At 47.7% G+C, this 14,763-nt stretch carries 12 protein-coding genes; 4 read left to right on the forward strand and 8 right to left on the reverse strand.

Features of this window, described 5'->3' with window-relative positions; all coding sequences use genetic code 11:
- Positions 1 to 12: 12 nt before the first annotated feature.
- Entirely contained in the window at positions 13 to 2,007 is a 1,995-nt protein-coding gene (locus AC5FX6_RS04150) for a monovalent cation:proton antiporter family protein (RefSeq protein ID WP_493595762.1), read from the reverse strand.
- Positions 2,008 to 2,223: 216 nt separating this feature from the next.
- Between AC5FX6_RS04150 and AC5FX6_RS04155 the strand changes: the two genes are divergently transcribed.
- Positions 2,224 to 3,018, forward strand: coding sequence for a thymidylate synthase (locus tag AC5FX6_RS04155; protein WP_493595763.1), 795 nt, complete (start codon positions 2,224 to 2,226; stop codon positions 3,016 to 3,018).
- A gap of 60 nt (positions 3,019 to 3,078) precedes the next feature.
- Here the strand turns inward: AC5FX6_RS04155 and AC5FX6_RS04160 are convergent, their stop codons facing one another.
- The 5 genes from AC5FX6_RS04160 to AC5FX6_RS04180 all read right to left on the reverse strand — a co-directional run bounded on the left by AC5FX6_RS04160 (position 3,079) and on the right by AC5FX6_RS04180 (position 7,850).
- Positions 3,079 to 3,795 (reverse strand): 3-ketoacyl-ACP reductase, encoded by a 717-nt coding sequence (locus tag AC5FX6_RS04160; protein ID WP_493595764.1) that lies wholly within the window; start codon positions 3,793 to 3,795, stop codon positions 3,079 to 3,081.
- 88 nt (positions 3,796 to 3,883) lie between these two features.
- Complete coding sequence (locus tag AC5FX6_RS04165) at positions 3,884 to 4,951, reverse strand: oxidoreductase (protein WP_493595765.1); 1,068 nt, start codon at positions 4,949 to 4,951, stop codon at positions 3,884 to 3,886.
- A 472-nt stretch (positions 4,952 to 5,423) separates the two neighbouring features.
- Positions 5,424 to 6,239 carry an aminotransferase class IV gene (locus tag AC5FX6_RS04170; protein ID WP_493595766.1) on the reverse strand — a complete coding sequence of 272 codons (816 nt, stop codon included), beginning with the start codon at positions 6,237 to 6,239 and terminating at the stop codon, positions 5,424 to 5,426.
- A 123-nt stretch (positions 6,240 to 6,362) separates the two neighbouring features.
- On the reverse strand, positions 6,363 to 7,484 hold the full coding sequence (dprA, locus tag AC5FX6_RS04175) for a DNA-processing protein DprA (RefSeq protein WP_493595767.1): 1,122 nt from the start codon (positions 7,482 to 7,484) through the stop codon (positions 6,363 to 6,365).
- An 18-nt stretch (positions 7,485 to 7,502) separates the two neighbouring features.
- Positions 7,503 to 7,850: a MerR family transcriptional regulator gene (locus AC5FX6_RS04180; protein WP_493595768.1), complete on the reverse strand. Its 348-nt coding sequence runs from the start codon at positions 7,848 to 7,850 to the stop codon at positions 7,503 to 7,505.
- 204 nt (positions 7,851 to 8,054) lie between these two features.
- Between AC5FX6_RS04180 and alaS the strand changes: the two genes are divergently transcribed.
- The 3 genes from alaS (at position 8,055) to AC5FX6_RS04195 (ending at position 13,464) form a co-directional block, all read left to right on the forward strand.
- A complete protein-coding gene (gene alaS / locus AC5FX6_RS04185) occupies positions 8,055 to 10,691 on the forward strand; it encodes an alanine--tRNA ligase (protein WP_493595769.1) in 2,637 nt (878 codons plus the stop codon).
- A 65-nt stretch (positions 10,692 to 10,756) separates the two neighbouring features.
- The gene (gene gatB, locus AC5FX6_RS04190; protein WP_493595770.1) at positions 10,757 to 12,214 is read left to right on the forward strand and encodes an Asp-tRNA(Asn)/Glu-tRNA(Gln) amidotransferase subunit GatB; all 1,458 of its coding nucleotides are present in this window, start codon (positions 10,757 to 10,759) and stop codon (positions 12,212 to 12,214) included.
- 140 nt (positions 12,215 to 12,354) lie between these two features.
- On the forward strand, positions 12,355 to 13,464 hold the full coding sequence (locus tag AC5FX6_RS04195; RefSeq protein WP_493595771.1) for a redoxin domain-containing protein: 1,110 nt from the start codon (positions 12,355 to 12,357) through the stop codon (positions 13,462 to 13,464).
- Positions 13,465 to 13,551: 87 nt separating this feature from the next.
- Here AC5FX6_RS04195 and AC5FX6_RS04200 read toward each other — a convergent pair whose 3' ends face one another.
- Positions 13,552 to 14,205 (reverse strand): hypothetical protein, encoded by a 654-nt coding sequence (locus AC5FX6_RS04200; protein ID WP_493595772.1) that lies wholly within the window; start codon positions 14,203 to 14,205, stop codon positions 13,552 to 13,554.
- A 25-nt stretch (positions 14,206 to 14,230) separates the two neighbouring features.
- Complete coding sequence (locus AC5FX6_RS04205; protein ID WP_493595773.1) at positions 14,231 to 14,761, reverse strand: acyl-CoA thioesterase; 531 nt, start codon at positions 14,759 to 14,761, stop codon at positions 14,231 to 14,233.
- Between the last annotated feature and the right edge of the window lie 2 nt (positions 14,762 to 14,763).

The raw sequence follows: 14,763 nt of genomic DNA on the forward strand, positions 1-14,763 counted from the left end.
GTTTTTAGAGCTCTAGTCAGCCCGAACAAAATTATTGAAGCGCATGACGTCTACCGGCTTACCGACCACATAGACTACATCACCGCGTTTAAGCTTGGTGTGGGCATTGATTTCAAACAGTGTTTCGCCATCACGCTTTATACCTACCACCGTGATCCCAAAACGATTACGCACGTCGGCATCCAGCAACGTTTTACCTATCAGTGAATCGTCTTTGGTATAAACTCTCAGACTAGCGACCTCGATATCAGGCAGGTCAGATGAGATATTGCCGCTATTGGATTTGCTGCCCGTCATGCTACGCAGCATATCGTAGTTATCGGCCCGGATACTAGAAGTAAAATTGGCAATTTCATCACGAGGCATCAGGTATTTGGAAAGCACACGTGTAAAAATCTCGATCGAAGTCTCAAACTCCTCTGGTATAACTTCATCGGCACCCAAACGGAAATTTTCTTCCATCTCCTGCACGAAGCGCGTTCTGACAATAATATGCACCTTATCACTCACTTCCCTGATACTGGAGATAATACGCTTGGTCGCCTCGGGGTCCGAAATAGCAATAACCACTACACGTGCCTTGTGTATGTTTAAGTGGGACAGGATAACGCCATGCACTGCATCACCATACAGGATGGGTTCTCCACGGAGTCTTTCCTCTTTCACTGTCACTGCATTCAGCTCCACGATCACATAGGGGATGCTGGCATGGCGGGCTGCTTTGGCCACGTTGCGCCCGTTTATGCCAAAGCCAATAATGACAATATGATCTTCTAAGAGGTGCATATTGTCCGGGGAATCCACGTTGGCAGGGGCGTTGGGTATCTGGTTATTGACAGGCACCCAACGCGCACTCAGTTTATTGGCAATCGTATGAAAAGAACCGATCACGAACGGAGTGATCGCCATCGTCAGGAGTGAGACAGAGAGAAAGTACTGGTATACCTCTTCTGAAAGCAAACCACTGTTAATACCCGTTTTAGAGAGGATAAAGGCAAACTCACCTACCTGAAACAGGGAAAGGCCAACCAGTATAGAAGTTCGTAAGGGATACTGCAAAATACGGGCAGCCATGGCAGCTATTATCCCTTTTAAGATAAAAGTGCAGACAGTCAAAAGCAGTATAAGTGGAAGGTGCTGTAGCATGAAACTAAAATCCAGCAGCATACCGATCGACACAAAGAAGAAGCTGGTAAAGATCTCCCTGAATGGCAGAATGTTGCTGGTAGCCTGGTGACTGTATTCTGACTCAGATATGATCAAACCGGCCATAAAAGCCCCTAGAGCCAAGGAAAGGCCAAGGCTCTGCGTTAACCAGGCTACTGCAAAACAGATAACAACAATGCTTAGAATAAAAAGCTCCTTGCTTTTAGTCTGAGCTACCAGGAAAAGCAGTTTAGGAACCAGGTAGCGGGCACTGATCAAAACAAAGACAATGACAAAAGCCCCCTTCAGCACCATCAGCAGCAACTCCACCACGATATTGTCCGCGCCACCAGCCATAAGCGGGGCTACCAGCATCATGGGCACCACCACGATATCCTGAAAGATCAGAATACCCAGTACCACTTTACCGTGCGGGCTGTTGATCTCTCCTTTGTCTTGCAGCAGTTTCAGCACGATGGCTGTACTACTCAGGGCGAACAGGAAACCGACAAAGAAACTTTCGGCCGTAGAAAAATTGAACATCATCAGCACCAGGCCGACCAGTAATATGGTGACGAGCACCTGCGTGGCGCCACCCAGCAGCACAGTGCGTTTGATCAGTGCCAGGTTACGCAGCGAAAACTCCATGCCGATGATAAAGAGCAGCAGAATAACGCCAATCTCAGCAAGTATCTCAATATCGTGGATATCTGTGATCAGGTTAAGCCCATGCGGCCCGGCAATAACCCCCGTCATCAGAAAACCTAGAATGGTAGGCAGCCTGAAACGCTGAAAGAGCAAAATCACCACAACGGACAATCCTAGAATAATAACGACGTCAGATAGTAAAGGAATTTCCATTCAGTTATAGTATGTCCGTGGGTCTTTGTTATTCGAGTTTCAACCCACTAGGGTTGAATGATCAAGCAATATAGTGAAGTATCTAAATCATTTTTACATAAAATACACCCCAAGCAGTTTGAAGCAAATGTTTCCAAAAAGCGAAAGCATGTTTTTTGAAGGTTAATTTTTACCCTATATTTAGGGTTCGGAACCTTGCTAAAAACACTATACCTCATGAAACAGTACCTGAACCTGATGCAGCATATCCTCGATAACGGGGTAAAAAAAGAAGACCGCACCGGCACTGGTACGTTGAGTGTATTTGGCTATCAGATGCGTTTTGACCTGTCAGAGGGCTTTCCTTTGGTTACGACAAAAAAGGTGCATCTAAAGTCTATCATCCATGAGCTGCTGTGGTTTCTGAAAGGGGATACCAATATAGCCTACCTCAAAGAGAACGGGGTTTCGATATGGGATGAATGGGCAGATGCGAACGGAAATTTAGGTCCGGTATACGGCTCACAGTGGCGAAGCTGGCCAACGCCGGATGGCCGCCATATTGATCAGATCACGCAAGTGGTAAATCAACTCAAAAATAGCCCTGACTCGCGCCGCATCATTGTGAGTGCCTGGAACGTGGCCGAAATTGAGAACATGAAGCTGCCGCCATGCCACGCCTTTTACCAGTTTTATGTGGCAAATGGAAAACTCAGCTGCCAGCTATACCAACGTTCTGCTGATGTCTTCTTGGGTGTGCCGTTTAATATTGCCTCCTATGCCTTGCTAGTGTTGATGATGGCACAGGTGACAGGCCTGGAGCCGGGAGAGTTCATTTGGACTGGTGGTGACACGCACTTATACCTAAACCATCTGGAGCAGGCACAGTTGCAGCTTACCCGTGAGCCACATGCATTGCCAACCATGCGCCTGAACCCGGATGTGAAAGATATTTTTGACTTTAAGTTCGAAGACTTTAAACTGGAGAATTACGTATCACACCCAGGTATAAAAGCACCTGTGGCGGTATAAAAAGCTATCGCACAAGTCTGTAAAGCAAAATGCCCGAAGGAAAGCTTCGGGCATTTTTTGTTAGGGATTGGTCGACCAGATGCCGGCTTCTTTGATGAACACGCGGCGATTTAGTTTTAGCTGCGCCACGATCAGTTCGGCAAAGTCCTCAGGCTGCATCACACGTTCAGGGTTACCATCGGTCAACTTTAATTCAATTGCTAGTTCTGTCGCCACCGTGCTAGGCGTGAGCGTACTCACACGGATATTGTGCTTGCGCACCTCCTGCATCAATGACTCTGACAGGCCGATAACGGCGAACTTAGAGGCGCTGTATGCGCTTGTTACCGGTGCGCCACGCTGACCGGCCGTCGAAGAAATATTGATGATGTCACCTGTCTGGCGTTCAATCATTTCGGGCAATACGGCACGCGTAACATAGTAAACACCCATTAGGTTGACCTTGATAATATTTTCCCAGTCAGCAGGCTCTAATTCCAGAAACTTGCCAAACTTGGCTGTACCTGCATTGTTGATCAGGATATCGATAGGACCTAAGGCTGCGCCTATTTGCTTAACCGCCTCGTTTACTGAATCCATATCGGTGACGTCAGCAGTAGCGACGGCAGCTTTAACACCCAGTTCCTTTACTTCAGCTGCTACTTCTTCGAGCTGAGAGGTTGTACGTGCAAGCAATCCCACATTTACACCTTCTTTGGCCAGTGCAATAGCAATAGCACGGCCTATACCTTTACCAGCGCCTGTAATAAGGGCGCTTTTGCCTGTTAATTTTTCCATGTTGTAGTATGCAATGTTTGTAGCTACAAATATACTATAGAATGTGGTAAAGGTTCCAATTTATGACATAGTTGTTCGGGGTAGATTTTTAAAGACTGAAGGGGAGCGTACGTTTTTCCCTGCTGCTTTGCATGGCCAACTCGATTAACCGGATCGTATTCCGTGCCTGTTCCGGTTTTACCTCAAGTGCAGCGTTCCCTGATACAGCGTCCCGCACATTCTCGTAAAATCCACGATAGTCACCAGTCTCACTCTGAATTTTACCCACGAGTCGTTGTCCCTGCACTTCTGTGTCCAGCTTGCCCCATATATTTTCGGGTTCGATGCCCCAATCAGTTGCAGACGCTGGTGTAGCTCCTTGCTTGAGCGCAGCTTCCTGCACGTCCAAGCCATATTTTACAAAAGATCCTCTTTCGCCAGAAAGTATGAAGCGCGGACTAGGCTGTTTCACCAGCATACCTGCTTTCAATATCACCTTCATTCCATTGGCATAAGAGAGTGTCAGGTCAAAGCTATCGATGATCTGGCCACCGCTTCGTTGGGTGCGCAGGTCTGCATAGACTTCCTTAGGTGTTCCGAATAGCACCAACGCCTGATCGATCAGATGGGAGCCCAGGTCGTACAGTATACCTGTACCGGGCTGATCTTCTTCTTTCCAGGTCTCTGATGCAGGTATTGGCCGGAAGCGATCGAAATGAGCTTCGTATTCCACCAGCCGCCCCAGCAACTCACTATCTATTAATTTTTTTACTGTTTTAAAATCACTGTCCCAACGACGGTTCTGATAGACGGTGAGCAGTTTCCCTTTTTGGTTAGCCAGGTTGATCAGTTCAGTAGCTTGCTCTGAGGAAACAGTGAATGGTTTCTCTACTACCACATGCTTACCGGCCTGTAAAGCAGACTTAGCCAGCTCGTAGTGCGTGTCGTTGGTGGTTGCCACGATGACCAGGTCTATTTGCTCGTCCTGCAGAATGGCGGAATCATCATGGACCACTTCGGCAGTAGGGTATAACTGCTTCACCAATGCAATGCTTTCCGGGCGATTCGCTCTGACTTTGTATAGTTGGAATCCAGATACTGCTGATATAAAGGGAGCATGAAAGACCCTGCCGGCCATTCCAAAACCGAGTAAACCTACTGCTATTCTATTTTTCATTATGCTTAATGGTAATGTAAGTATTGTGAAAAATCGTGATACTGCCATCATACAAATAGCAGCACATGTAAACTTACTATAAATTACTGCAGATGTTCCGATGTGCATTCATGCACAGAAGTATTGTTATGGATAATCTCATTTCTGTGGTTCTCATGCAAAATCTAGCCATTTCCTGGAAGACGCTTCTTTCATACGCCTAGAATATCTGCAACTGGTTTACATTTTCGGAAAAATCATTGGCAATAGAGTCGACTTGAAAGTGAACTCCACGGCACAAAATGCTTTCGTGCTAACGAGGTATAGTGGCCAGGATCATGCAGTGGCCAATGGCATCGACAGAAGCCTGTACCCACAGCTCCGCACGTTCTCTTTAGGCTTGAATCTCAATATATAAGCTCTAAAAGTGAATTGATAACATAAAAGACTGCCCTCTGATTCGGGCAGTCTTTTCTAGCTGTTCGCTTTCAGCTTATACCTGTAAGTTCGTCTTTAAATTTTGCACCCATTCAGAATTGGTATGCAACTGATTTTCTTTCAGCCATACTATACTTCTAACACCTGTCACATTGGTCGCAAACACACAATCTGCTGCAACCAACTCTTCCGGCTTTGCCAGGGTTTCCTGTATGGCTATACCCTGCTGCTGGCACCAGCGCATGATAGAGCGGCGTAATATTCCATTCACACAGCCTGTCTCTAAAGCAGGGGTGTGAAGCACTCCGGCTTTCAGCCAGAACAGATTAGAAGAAATTAATTCTGCCACATATCCTTCCGTATCCAGTACTATCATATCATCAAACCCTTTGGACTGCTTTTCTATACCTGCCAGCACATAAACCGGCGCTTGAGGTCCTTTGAAATGGGAGAGAGGTGAGAAAATAGTTCGCACAGTCTGGCATATCCCGACTTTTAAACCTGCTTCAGGTGTAATATCAGCCGGCACAACAGTCGCCACCCATTCTACTTCATTCAACTGAGGAGTATACAGTCCTTCGCCAGCTCGCCAAACCTTTATTTTAAGCCGGCCGAACTCCATTGCATTGCGTTGTTTAGCTAGAAGTAAAAGATTTTCCTCTAATTCTCCATCCCAGAAGTAAGCAGGTATAGTCAGTTGCAAAGCTTCAGCAGCTTCTCTCATTCGGGACTGATGATCTGGCCAGAAGCACAGTTTACCACTTACCACCATGACCGTTTCGAAAAAACCGTCATTGTATTGAAAGGCCCGGTTCGTGATAGGCAACTTCAGATCTTGCTGAGGGAGGAAGTGGTTGTTGTAGAGAAGCAATTTAATAAGTTAAGTTGAAAGTTAAGCCTTCTTGTCATCTTGTAAAGATCTTGTTAGCGAATTGCAAAGGCTCACAAAACTGGCAATGACATATAAATATATGCTAGATTAATTTTTAACCCCTCACCGTATCAGCGCAAATCGCTTCCCCGGCATCGCTTTAACCATCCCTTTAAATTCAAGTGATAAAAGCACAGAAGCCAGTTGACTAACGGGGACATGTGACTTCCAGCCTAGGTTGTCCATTTGTTCTTCACCCGACTGGATCAGCACTTGCAGTACCTGCATCTCCTCGGGCGTGAAATCAGCCGGGTCGAGGGCAGGTATAGCAGCGGCTCTTTTGGAGGCCAGTTTGTCTTCTACGTCCCAATTGAGCAACTCAATCAAATCTTGCGTAGATGTCAATACGGCAGCTTTATGGGACTTGATCAGCCAGTTCGTGCCTTCGGACATCGGAGAGTTAATATTCCCCGGAACGGCCATTACTTCCTTATCGTAACTGTGGGCAATATCGGCGGTAATCAAGGTGCCGCTTTTAAAGGCTGCTTCTATCACAATGGTGCAATCCGACATGCCAGCGATAATGCGATTGCGGGCAGGGAAACGGGGCGCGTCGGGTTTGGTGCCAAAGGTGTTCTCTGTGATCACACCGCCTTGCTCAAGCATTTTCTCGGCGTACTTTTTGTGCACACCCGGGTAGATGGTATCGGGTCCGGAGGCCATCACGCCTACAGTTGGTAAACCAGCCTGCAGAGCGGCTCTATGTGCGGCAATGTCGATACCATAGGCCAGCCCACTCACGACCATCACATTGTAAGGCTTGAGTTCTTCGACAATCCGCTCGGTGACAGCCTGACCATAACTGGTTGGTTTTCGGGTGCCTACTATGCTGATAATGCGGCGATGATTTAAGTCTGAGTTGCCTCTGAAATAGAGAAGGGGCGGCGCATCTGCAAACTGTTTAAGCCGGTTCGGGTACTTTGGCGAGGTATAGAACAGGAGCTCCACGTTCTTATCAGCCGCCTTTTTGAGCACGTCTTCTGCCTCTACCAAAGCCTGTCGTCCATTGTCACGTACGCTTTTAGCAACACGTTCCCCTATACCTGGCACCTTCATCAATTTAGCGACAGGTGCATCAAATACGGCTTTAGCGGAGCCACAATAGCTCACCAGCACCTTCGTCAACTGATCACCGACGTAAGGCAAAAAAGAAAGGGCTACTTCAAATTGGGCTTCCTGTGACATGCACCAAGGTACGCAGGCTTAGCTTTTGGTGTTCAGCTGTTCCTTGATTCCTACTAAGAAAGAACGCACCTTTTCAAGTGAATTGATGATCTCGATCTTGTCCTTCGTCTGCACCGATTTGTTCTTCAACACTTCCTTGGCGCCTTGTATGGTAAAGCCACGCTCTTTTACCAAATGGTAAACCGAACGCAGGTCTTCGATGTCCTTTGGGGTATACTGACGGTTGCCTTTCTTGCTTTTCTTAGGCTTGAGCTGGTCAAACTCGGTCTCCCAGAAGCGAATAAGCGAAGGGGCAACGTCAAAAATAGCAGCTACTTCACCGATGGTGTAATACTGTTTTTCGATTTCTCTTTCTTTATAAGGCATAGTGTCAGTTTCAAGGTATAGCAGTCACAGCACTAATTTTCAGGTATAGCCTGCTGAAATACGGCTAAAATATGCTACTTTTGCCCATATTGCGACAAGTATAGCATGGCCTGAAAAGGCTGTTTCTGTAAGGCAAAAATTCTATATTTTTTGTTATTAAACAACAAGTATAGCACATTGTATCTAAAGGCTTAATAATCATAGATGAACTCAGCTGAGATTAGACAAAAGTTTCTTGACTTCTTTGCTCAACGGCAGCACCAGATTGTGCCGTCAGCCCCCCTTGTGGTAAAAGATGACCCCACCCTGATGTTTATTAACTCAGGCATGGCGCCCTTCAAGGATTACTTCCTGGGCAACAAACCAGCCCCGTCCAAGCGCATCGCCGACACCCAGAAATGTCTGCGCGTATCGGGCAAGCACAACGACCTGGAGGAAGTAGGCTATGACACCTACCACCACACCATGTTCGAGATGCTGGGTAACTGGTCATTTGGCGACTACTTCAAGAAAGAAGCGCTTGCCTGGTCATGGGAGTTGTTGACAGAGGTATACCAGTTGCCAAAAGACAGGCTGTATGTGTCCGTGTTCCAGGGTGATGATTCGGAGAACCTGCCAATGGACCAGGAGGCCTATGACATCTGGAAATCTATGATTGCAGAAGACCGCATTCTGATGGGCAACAAGAAGGACAACTTTTGGGAGATGGGTGATACCGGTCCCTGCGGTCCGTGCTCGGAGATACACGTGGACTTGCGTACCGATGAAGAACGTGCGCAGGTAGACGGCAAAAGCCTGGTGAACAATGATCACCCTCAGGTTGTCGAAATCTGGAACAACGTATTCATGGAGTTCAACCGACTAGCAGACGGCTCGCTGGTAAAACTACCTGCACAGCACGTGGATACAGGTATGGGCTTTGAGCGTTTGTGCATGGCCATCCAGGGCAAACGCTCCAACTACGACACTGATGTGTTCCAGCCGCTGATTCAGTTTATCGCTAAAGAAGCCGGCGTGACGTATGGCGAAAACGAGAAAGTAGACATTGCCATTCGCGTGATGGCTGATCACATCCGTGCCATTGCCTTTACCATTGCCGACGGTCAGTTGCCGTCGAACAACAAGGCGGGTTATGTGATTCGTCGTATCCTGCGTCGTGCGGTAAGGTATAGCTTCACCTTCCTTGATTTCAAAAAGCCATTCCTATACAAACTGGCAGCCGTACTGGCCGACCAGATGGAAACGGTATTCCCAGAGTTGAAAGCACAGCTGAGCTTTGTGCAGCGTGTGATTGAGGAGGAAGAGAATGCTTTCCTGCGCACGCTGGAGAATGGACTGAAGCGTCTGGATGCGCTGGAAGCCAAATTTAAAGAGAACAACAACACCATCGATGGCAAAACAGCCTTCGAACTATACGACACCTTCGGTTTCCCTCTGGACCTGACCGCCCTGATTGCCCGTGAAAAAGGCCTGAAAGTAGACGAGGCTGGTTTTGGTGTGGAGATGGAGCAACAGAAAAACCGTTCCCGCAATGCATCGGCTTCAGAGCAGAGCGACTGGGTGATCATTCAGCCAGACGTGGAGACGGAATTCCTTGGTTACGAGCATGACGTAGCGGATTCGCATATTGTGCGCTACCGTCAGGTGAAGACCAAGAACAAGAGCGAGTACCACATCGTGCTGGACCGAACGCCTTTCTATGCCGAGAGCGGTGGACAGGTAGGTGATACGGGTTACCTGATTTCGGATTCGGAGCAAATCGAGGTGCTGGACACTAAGAAAGAGAACGACCTGATTCTGCATATCACGTCCAAGTTGCCTAACAAAGTAGAGGCGAAGTTTAGAAGTGAAGTGGATTTTGAGCGCCGCAACCTGATTCGTAAGAACCACTCAGCTACGCACTTACTGCATGCTGCTTTACGTAAAGTTTTAGGGGACCACGTGCAGCAAAAAGGCTCTTTGGTAAACGATAAAGTATTGCGTTTCGACTTTTCACACTTCTCTAAAGTAACGGACGAAGAGTTGCGTGAAGTAGAGACCATCGTGAACCAACGTGTGCGCCAGGCTATACCTTTGGAAGAGCAACGCAACATCCCGATCGCCGAGGCAAAAGAAATGGGTGCTATGGCACTGTTCGGTGAAAAGTACGGCGAGTTTGTTCGTGTGATTGCCTTCGACCGTGATCACTCGGTGGAGCTTTGCGGTGGTATTCACGTGCATAATACAGGCGAGATTGGTTATTTCAAAATCCTATCTGAAAGTTCCGTAGCCGCTGGTGTGCGTCGTATTGAAGCAACGACAGCCGGCTCTGCAGAAGAATACATGCAACAGCAACTGAACGAACTGAATGCCGTGCGCGAAGTACTTGGCTCACAAAGCAACGTATCAGGTGCCGTGCAGAAGTTGCAGGAAGACAATAAAGCGCTACAGAAGCAATTGGAGCAGTTCGAATTGAAGCAACTCACCAGCCTGAAAGAAAGTCTGGTGCAAAAAGCCCAATCCATCGACGGTGTGAACTTTGTGGCCGAGAAAGTAGATGTTAGCACAGCTGATTACCTAAAGAAACTGGCTTTCGACATGCGACAGGCACTCGACAATCTGGTGCTGGTACTTGCCGCTGAAATCGACGGTAAACCACAGATTGCCGTAATGTTGTCGGATAACCTGGTGTCGGACCGCAAACTGAACGCCAGCCAGATGGTGCGCGAACTTGCGAAAGAGATCAAAGGCGGCGGCGGCGGACAGCCATTTTATGCCACGGCTGGTGGTAAGGACGCATCTGGTTTGCAAGCTATACCTGGCAAGGCTGCAGAGTTGGTAAAAACATTGATTAATGCTTAATATAGAATGTCGGAAGCCTTCTTTGATACAAAATCAAGAGGACTTCCGGTATTTATACTTGTAAAATGGATAAAGCAATAAGAGACAAATACCAGGCGATCATCGGTCTGGAAGTACACGCCCAGCTACTGACGGAGAGTAAGGCCTACTCGTCTGACTCCACCGAGTATGGCGTGCTGCCAAACACGAACCTAAGCGTCATTACTCTGGGTCACCCGGGTACGCTGCCACGTATCAATAAGTCCGTGGTAGAGATGGCCGTGAAGATGGGACTGGCGACGAACTGCGAGATCAGACGCTACAACATTTACGCCCGCAAAAACTATTTCTATCCCGATCTTCCAAAAGGCTATCAGATCACCCAGGACAAGACACCTATTTGTACGGCTGGCTACCTGGACGTGAAAGACGCTGAAGGCAATGACAAGCGCATTGGCATCACGCGGATTCACATGGAGGAGGATGCTGGTAAATCGATGCACTTAGCCGGTGAGACGGAGACCCTGATTGACCTGAACCGTGCCGGTGTGCCCCTGATCGAGATTGTATCAGAGCCCGATATCCGTGATTCAGAGGAGGCTTATAACTACCTGACGGAGATTCGCCGCCTGGTGCGTTACCTGGAGATTTGTGACGGTAACATGGAAGAGGGCTCGCTGCGCTGCGATGCCAATATTTCGGTGATGCTGAAAGATTCTCCGCTATGGGGTACCAAAGTAGAGGTGAAGAACATGAACTCGTTCCGCAACGTGCAGCGGGCCATCGAGCACGAAATTGAGCGCCAGATCATGGTAATTGAAAACGGCGGAAAGATCGATTCGGAAACCCGCAACTTTGACGCAAACACTGGTACTACCACGGCCATGCGCTCAAAGGAAACGCTGAACGATTACCGTTACTTCCCAGAGCCAGACCTGCCAGCATTGGTGATAGAGCAGGAGTGGCTGGAGCGCATCAAAGAAACAATGCCGAGTCTGCCGCAGGAGCTCTACAAGCGCTTCACAGAGGAATTTGGCTTGTCTGATTACGATGCCGGTGTATTGACCGATTCGAAAGAAATCGCCCTGTACTATGACGAACTTTGCAAGTATACCCAAAATTACAAAGGCGCCGCCAACTGGGTTACTGGTCCGGTGAAGTCATACCTGAACGAGCTGCAGCTCCATATTAAAGACTTCCCATTGCAGCCGCACGCCATCGCGGAGATCATTGCGCTGGTGGACGAGAACAAAGTAAGCCACTCAGTAGCTGCTAAGAAAATTTTCCCTTACATGCTGGAGAACCCAGGTATACCTGCACACCAGGTAGCTGAAGAGCAAAACCTGCTGCAGGAATCAGACTCTGACTCACTCAAAGCGATAGTTGCTGAAGTTCTGGCTGCTAATCCGCAGAAAGTGGAAGAGTACAAAGCGGGTAAAAAATCACTGGTAGGTATGTTCATGGGTGAGATCATGAAGAAAACAAAAGGCAAAGCCGATCCGAAAGTAGCCAATCAGTTACTGCAGGAAGGTTTGAATGCTTAACCTTGCTTACTTTGTAATATGGACAGGAGACTAAAGACGACGATGAATTCGTTTGATTAGTCTGCTTCCTCAAAACTTATTACAGTTATTTTGGATTGTATAAGTTATAAGAGAAACGTTCTCCATAAATCCCAAGAGATATGAACCTTAAGAACTATGTAGTATTAGCTTCAGCGGCTGCACTGTTGGCCAGTTGCCAGGGCAATAAAACGGCTACAAACGGCAGTGCCTATACTATAGAAGGTAAACTGCAAAACGCCTCACCTGGTCAGATCTTCTTATTTGAGTTAGGCGAGCAGCAATTCATTGCGCGTGATACGGCAAACATCAGTCAGGATGGCACCTTCACCTTCCAGGGTGAGGTGAGTGAGCCTACGCTTTATCGCCTCGGACTCGATCAGCAAAATGCCTTGATGATGGTGCTTGAAAACAAGACCATCAAAGTAGAAGCTGATGCCAGCAATCTGAACAATACGGCCCGCTTTGAAAACTCCAAAGACTCAGAGCTGTTCCAGCAGCTGAATAAAATGGTGGAAGAGTCGCGTCAAAAAGAGATGGTCCTGAGTGAGCAGTTCAACAAGGCTATGTCGGAAGGTAAGACAGAAGAAGCCGAGGGCTATCGCCAGCAGTACCTGGCTTTGCAAAAGGGAATCAAAAACTTCATTGCAAAACATCCAGAGTCCATCGTATCAGCTTTTGGTACGCTTAGCCTGGTGAACCCGCAACTGGATTTTGCCTTTGCAGACAGTATGCTGACGCTCTATACGCAACACATACCTGAGTCAAAATATACCAAGTCACTGAATGACCGTCTTTCAGCTATGCGTACAACAGCTGTTGGCTCAGTTGCTCCTGATTTTAAACTCCCGACGCCAGATGGTGGAGAAATCGCCTTGTCTTCACTCAGAGGCAAATATGTGCTGATCGACTTTTGGGCTAGCTGGTGCGCTCCGTGTCGCAAAGAAAACCCGAATGTGGTACGCATGTACAACCAGTATAAGGACAAAGGTTTTGAGATATTTGGCGTATCCCTTGACCAGTCCCGCGAGAAATGGCTGAAGGCTATTGCAGACGACAAGCTAACCTGGCCACAAGTATCAGACCTGAAAGGATGGGAAAGTTCTGCTGCTCAACTTTACCAGATAGATGCGATTCCGCAAACTATACTGCTGGATAAAGAAGGCAAGATCATCGCCAAAGGTTTAAGAGGAGAGGAGCTGGAAGCGAAAATTGCCTCTTTGGTAAACTAGCACACATTATATACCTAATAAAAAGCGAAAGCCCTTCTAAGTTGGAAGGGCTTTCGCTTTTTTATGTCCTAGCAGAGAGCTATAGGCTTACTTGAAAACCCGTTGCAGGGCTCCCCACAGCAACTTCTTCTGTTCCTGATCACCATCCAGCACGGCCAGAGACTGCGAGAAAACTACAGGCACGCCATCCACCGGCACCGGATTGTAAAGTGTGAACTTATCGTGTGGCAGGTCTGTATCAAGTCGGCTGGCAAAGCTGATGATATAATTTGTTTTTGCGGTGGCACGCAGCGCTTCAAACTTAGTAATGGTACCTGAAACATTGTTGACAAAAGCAACATCAGCAGGACCGAACCCAATGGCTGCCAGAATCTTTGTCAGGAATTGAGATTGCGGCAGGGCTCTGAATTCTGAGTCAGGCAATGTAACGAGTACGATCAGACCTTTACGATTTTCACCGATCAGGTCAAAAGACTTAGGCTGCGGAACAGACTCCACTTTGGGAAGTTTAGGTATAGCCGCAGCCGGAGCAGCTGGTGGCGCTGGAGCAGCCTCTTCCGCAGGTTTAGGAGCCACTACTTCTGTATTCACAGGTATAGCTTTTTCTTCAACAGCCGCTGCTGGGACAGTTTCTGGCGCACTGACAGCAGGCACCATATCCTGATCAATCAGGTAAAGCGTTTCAGGCATAAACTGCCTGAGAAATTCCGCATTCAGTTGCTCTGGTGTCAGTGCTGCCATTGTCCTCTGTTTATATTTGCTCCGCTTACTCCTGGTCTTCTTTCAAATCGAAGATAGAGCGCAACTCATTGGCCTCGCTTGGCTTCATACGGCCAGCCAAAACCAGACGTAACTGACGACGACGCAGGGCACCGTCATACAAGCGGATCTCTTCTTCTGTTTCAGGTACAGCCTCAGGCACGTCAATAGGTTTACCAGACTGATCTATTGCCACAAAGGTAAAAAAAGCTTGATTTGACATCACCTTACGACCCGTCGGTATGTCCTCCGCATATACCACAATGTGCACTTCCATGGAAGAAGAGAAAGCACGGGTCACTTTGGCTTCAAGAGTAACGACATTTCCCAGCTTTATACTTTCAGCGAACGATACATTGTCAACCGAAGCAGTCACCACAATGCGGTTGGAGTGCTTTTGGGCGGCAATGGCTGATACAATATCCATCCAGTGCATCATCTTACCGCCCATCAGGTTATGCAGGGTATTGGTATCGTTTGGCAATACCAACTCGGTCATGATCACATATGATTCGCTTACTTTTTTCTGTTTACGCATGT

It is taken from the genome of Pontibacter sp. LHS2, from assembly GCF_058932845.1.

Coding starts and splice junctions, on each gene's coding strand:
- dprA (WP_493595767.1), bottom strand. CDS start 7,484: ATGTCACAGGAAGCCCAATTTGAAGTAGCCCTTTCTTTTTTGCCTTAC.
- AC5FX6_RS04205 (WP_493595773.1), bottom strand. CDS start 14,761: ATGCGTAAACAGAAAAAAGTAAGCGAATCATATGTGATCATGACCGAG.
- AC5FX6_RS04195 (WP_493595771.1), top strand. CDS start 12,355: ATGAACCTTAAGAACTATGTAGTATTAGCTTCAGCGGCTGCACTGTTG.
- AC5FX6_RS04200 (WP_493595772.1), bottom strand. CDS start 14,205: ATGGCAGCACTGACACCAGAGCAACTGAATGCGGAATTTCTCAGGCAG.
- AC5FX6_RS04160 (WP_493595764.1), bottom strand. CDS start 3,795: ATGGAAAAATTAACAGGCAAAAGCGCCCTTATTACAGGCGCTGGTAAA.
- AC5FX6_RS04155 (WP_493595763.1), top strand. CDS start 2,224: ATGAAACAGTACCTGAACCTGATGCAGCATATCCTCGATAACGGGGTA.
- gatB (WP_493595770.1), top strand. CDS start 10,757: ATGGATAAAGCAATAAGAGACAAATACCAGGCGATCATCGGTCTGGAA.
- AC5FX6_RS04150 (WP_493595762.1), bottom strand. CDS start 2,007: ATGGAAATTCCTTTACTATCTGACGTCGTTATTATTCTAGGATTGTCC.
- AC5FX6_RS04180 (WP_493595768.1), bottom strand. CDS start 7,850: ATGCCTTATAAAGAAAGAGAAATCGAAAAACAGTATTACACCATCGGT.
- AC5FX6_RS04165 (WP_493595765.1), bottom strand. CDS start 4,951: ATGAAAAATAGAATAGCAGTAGGTTTACTCGGTTTTGGAATGGCCGGC.
- alaS (WP_493595769.1), top strand. CDS start 8,055: ATGAACTCAGCTGAGATTAGACAAAAGTTTCTTGACTTCTTTGCTCAA.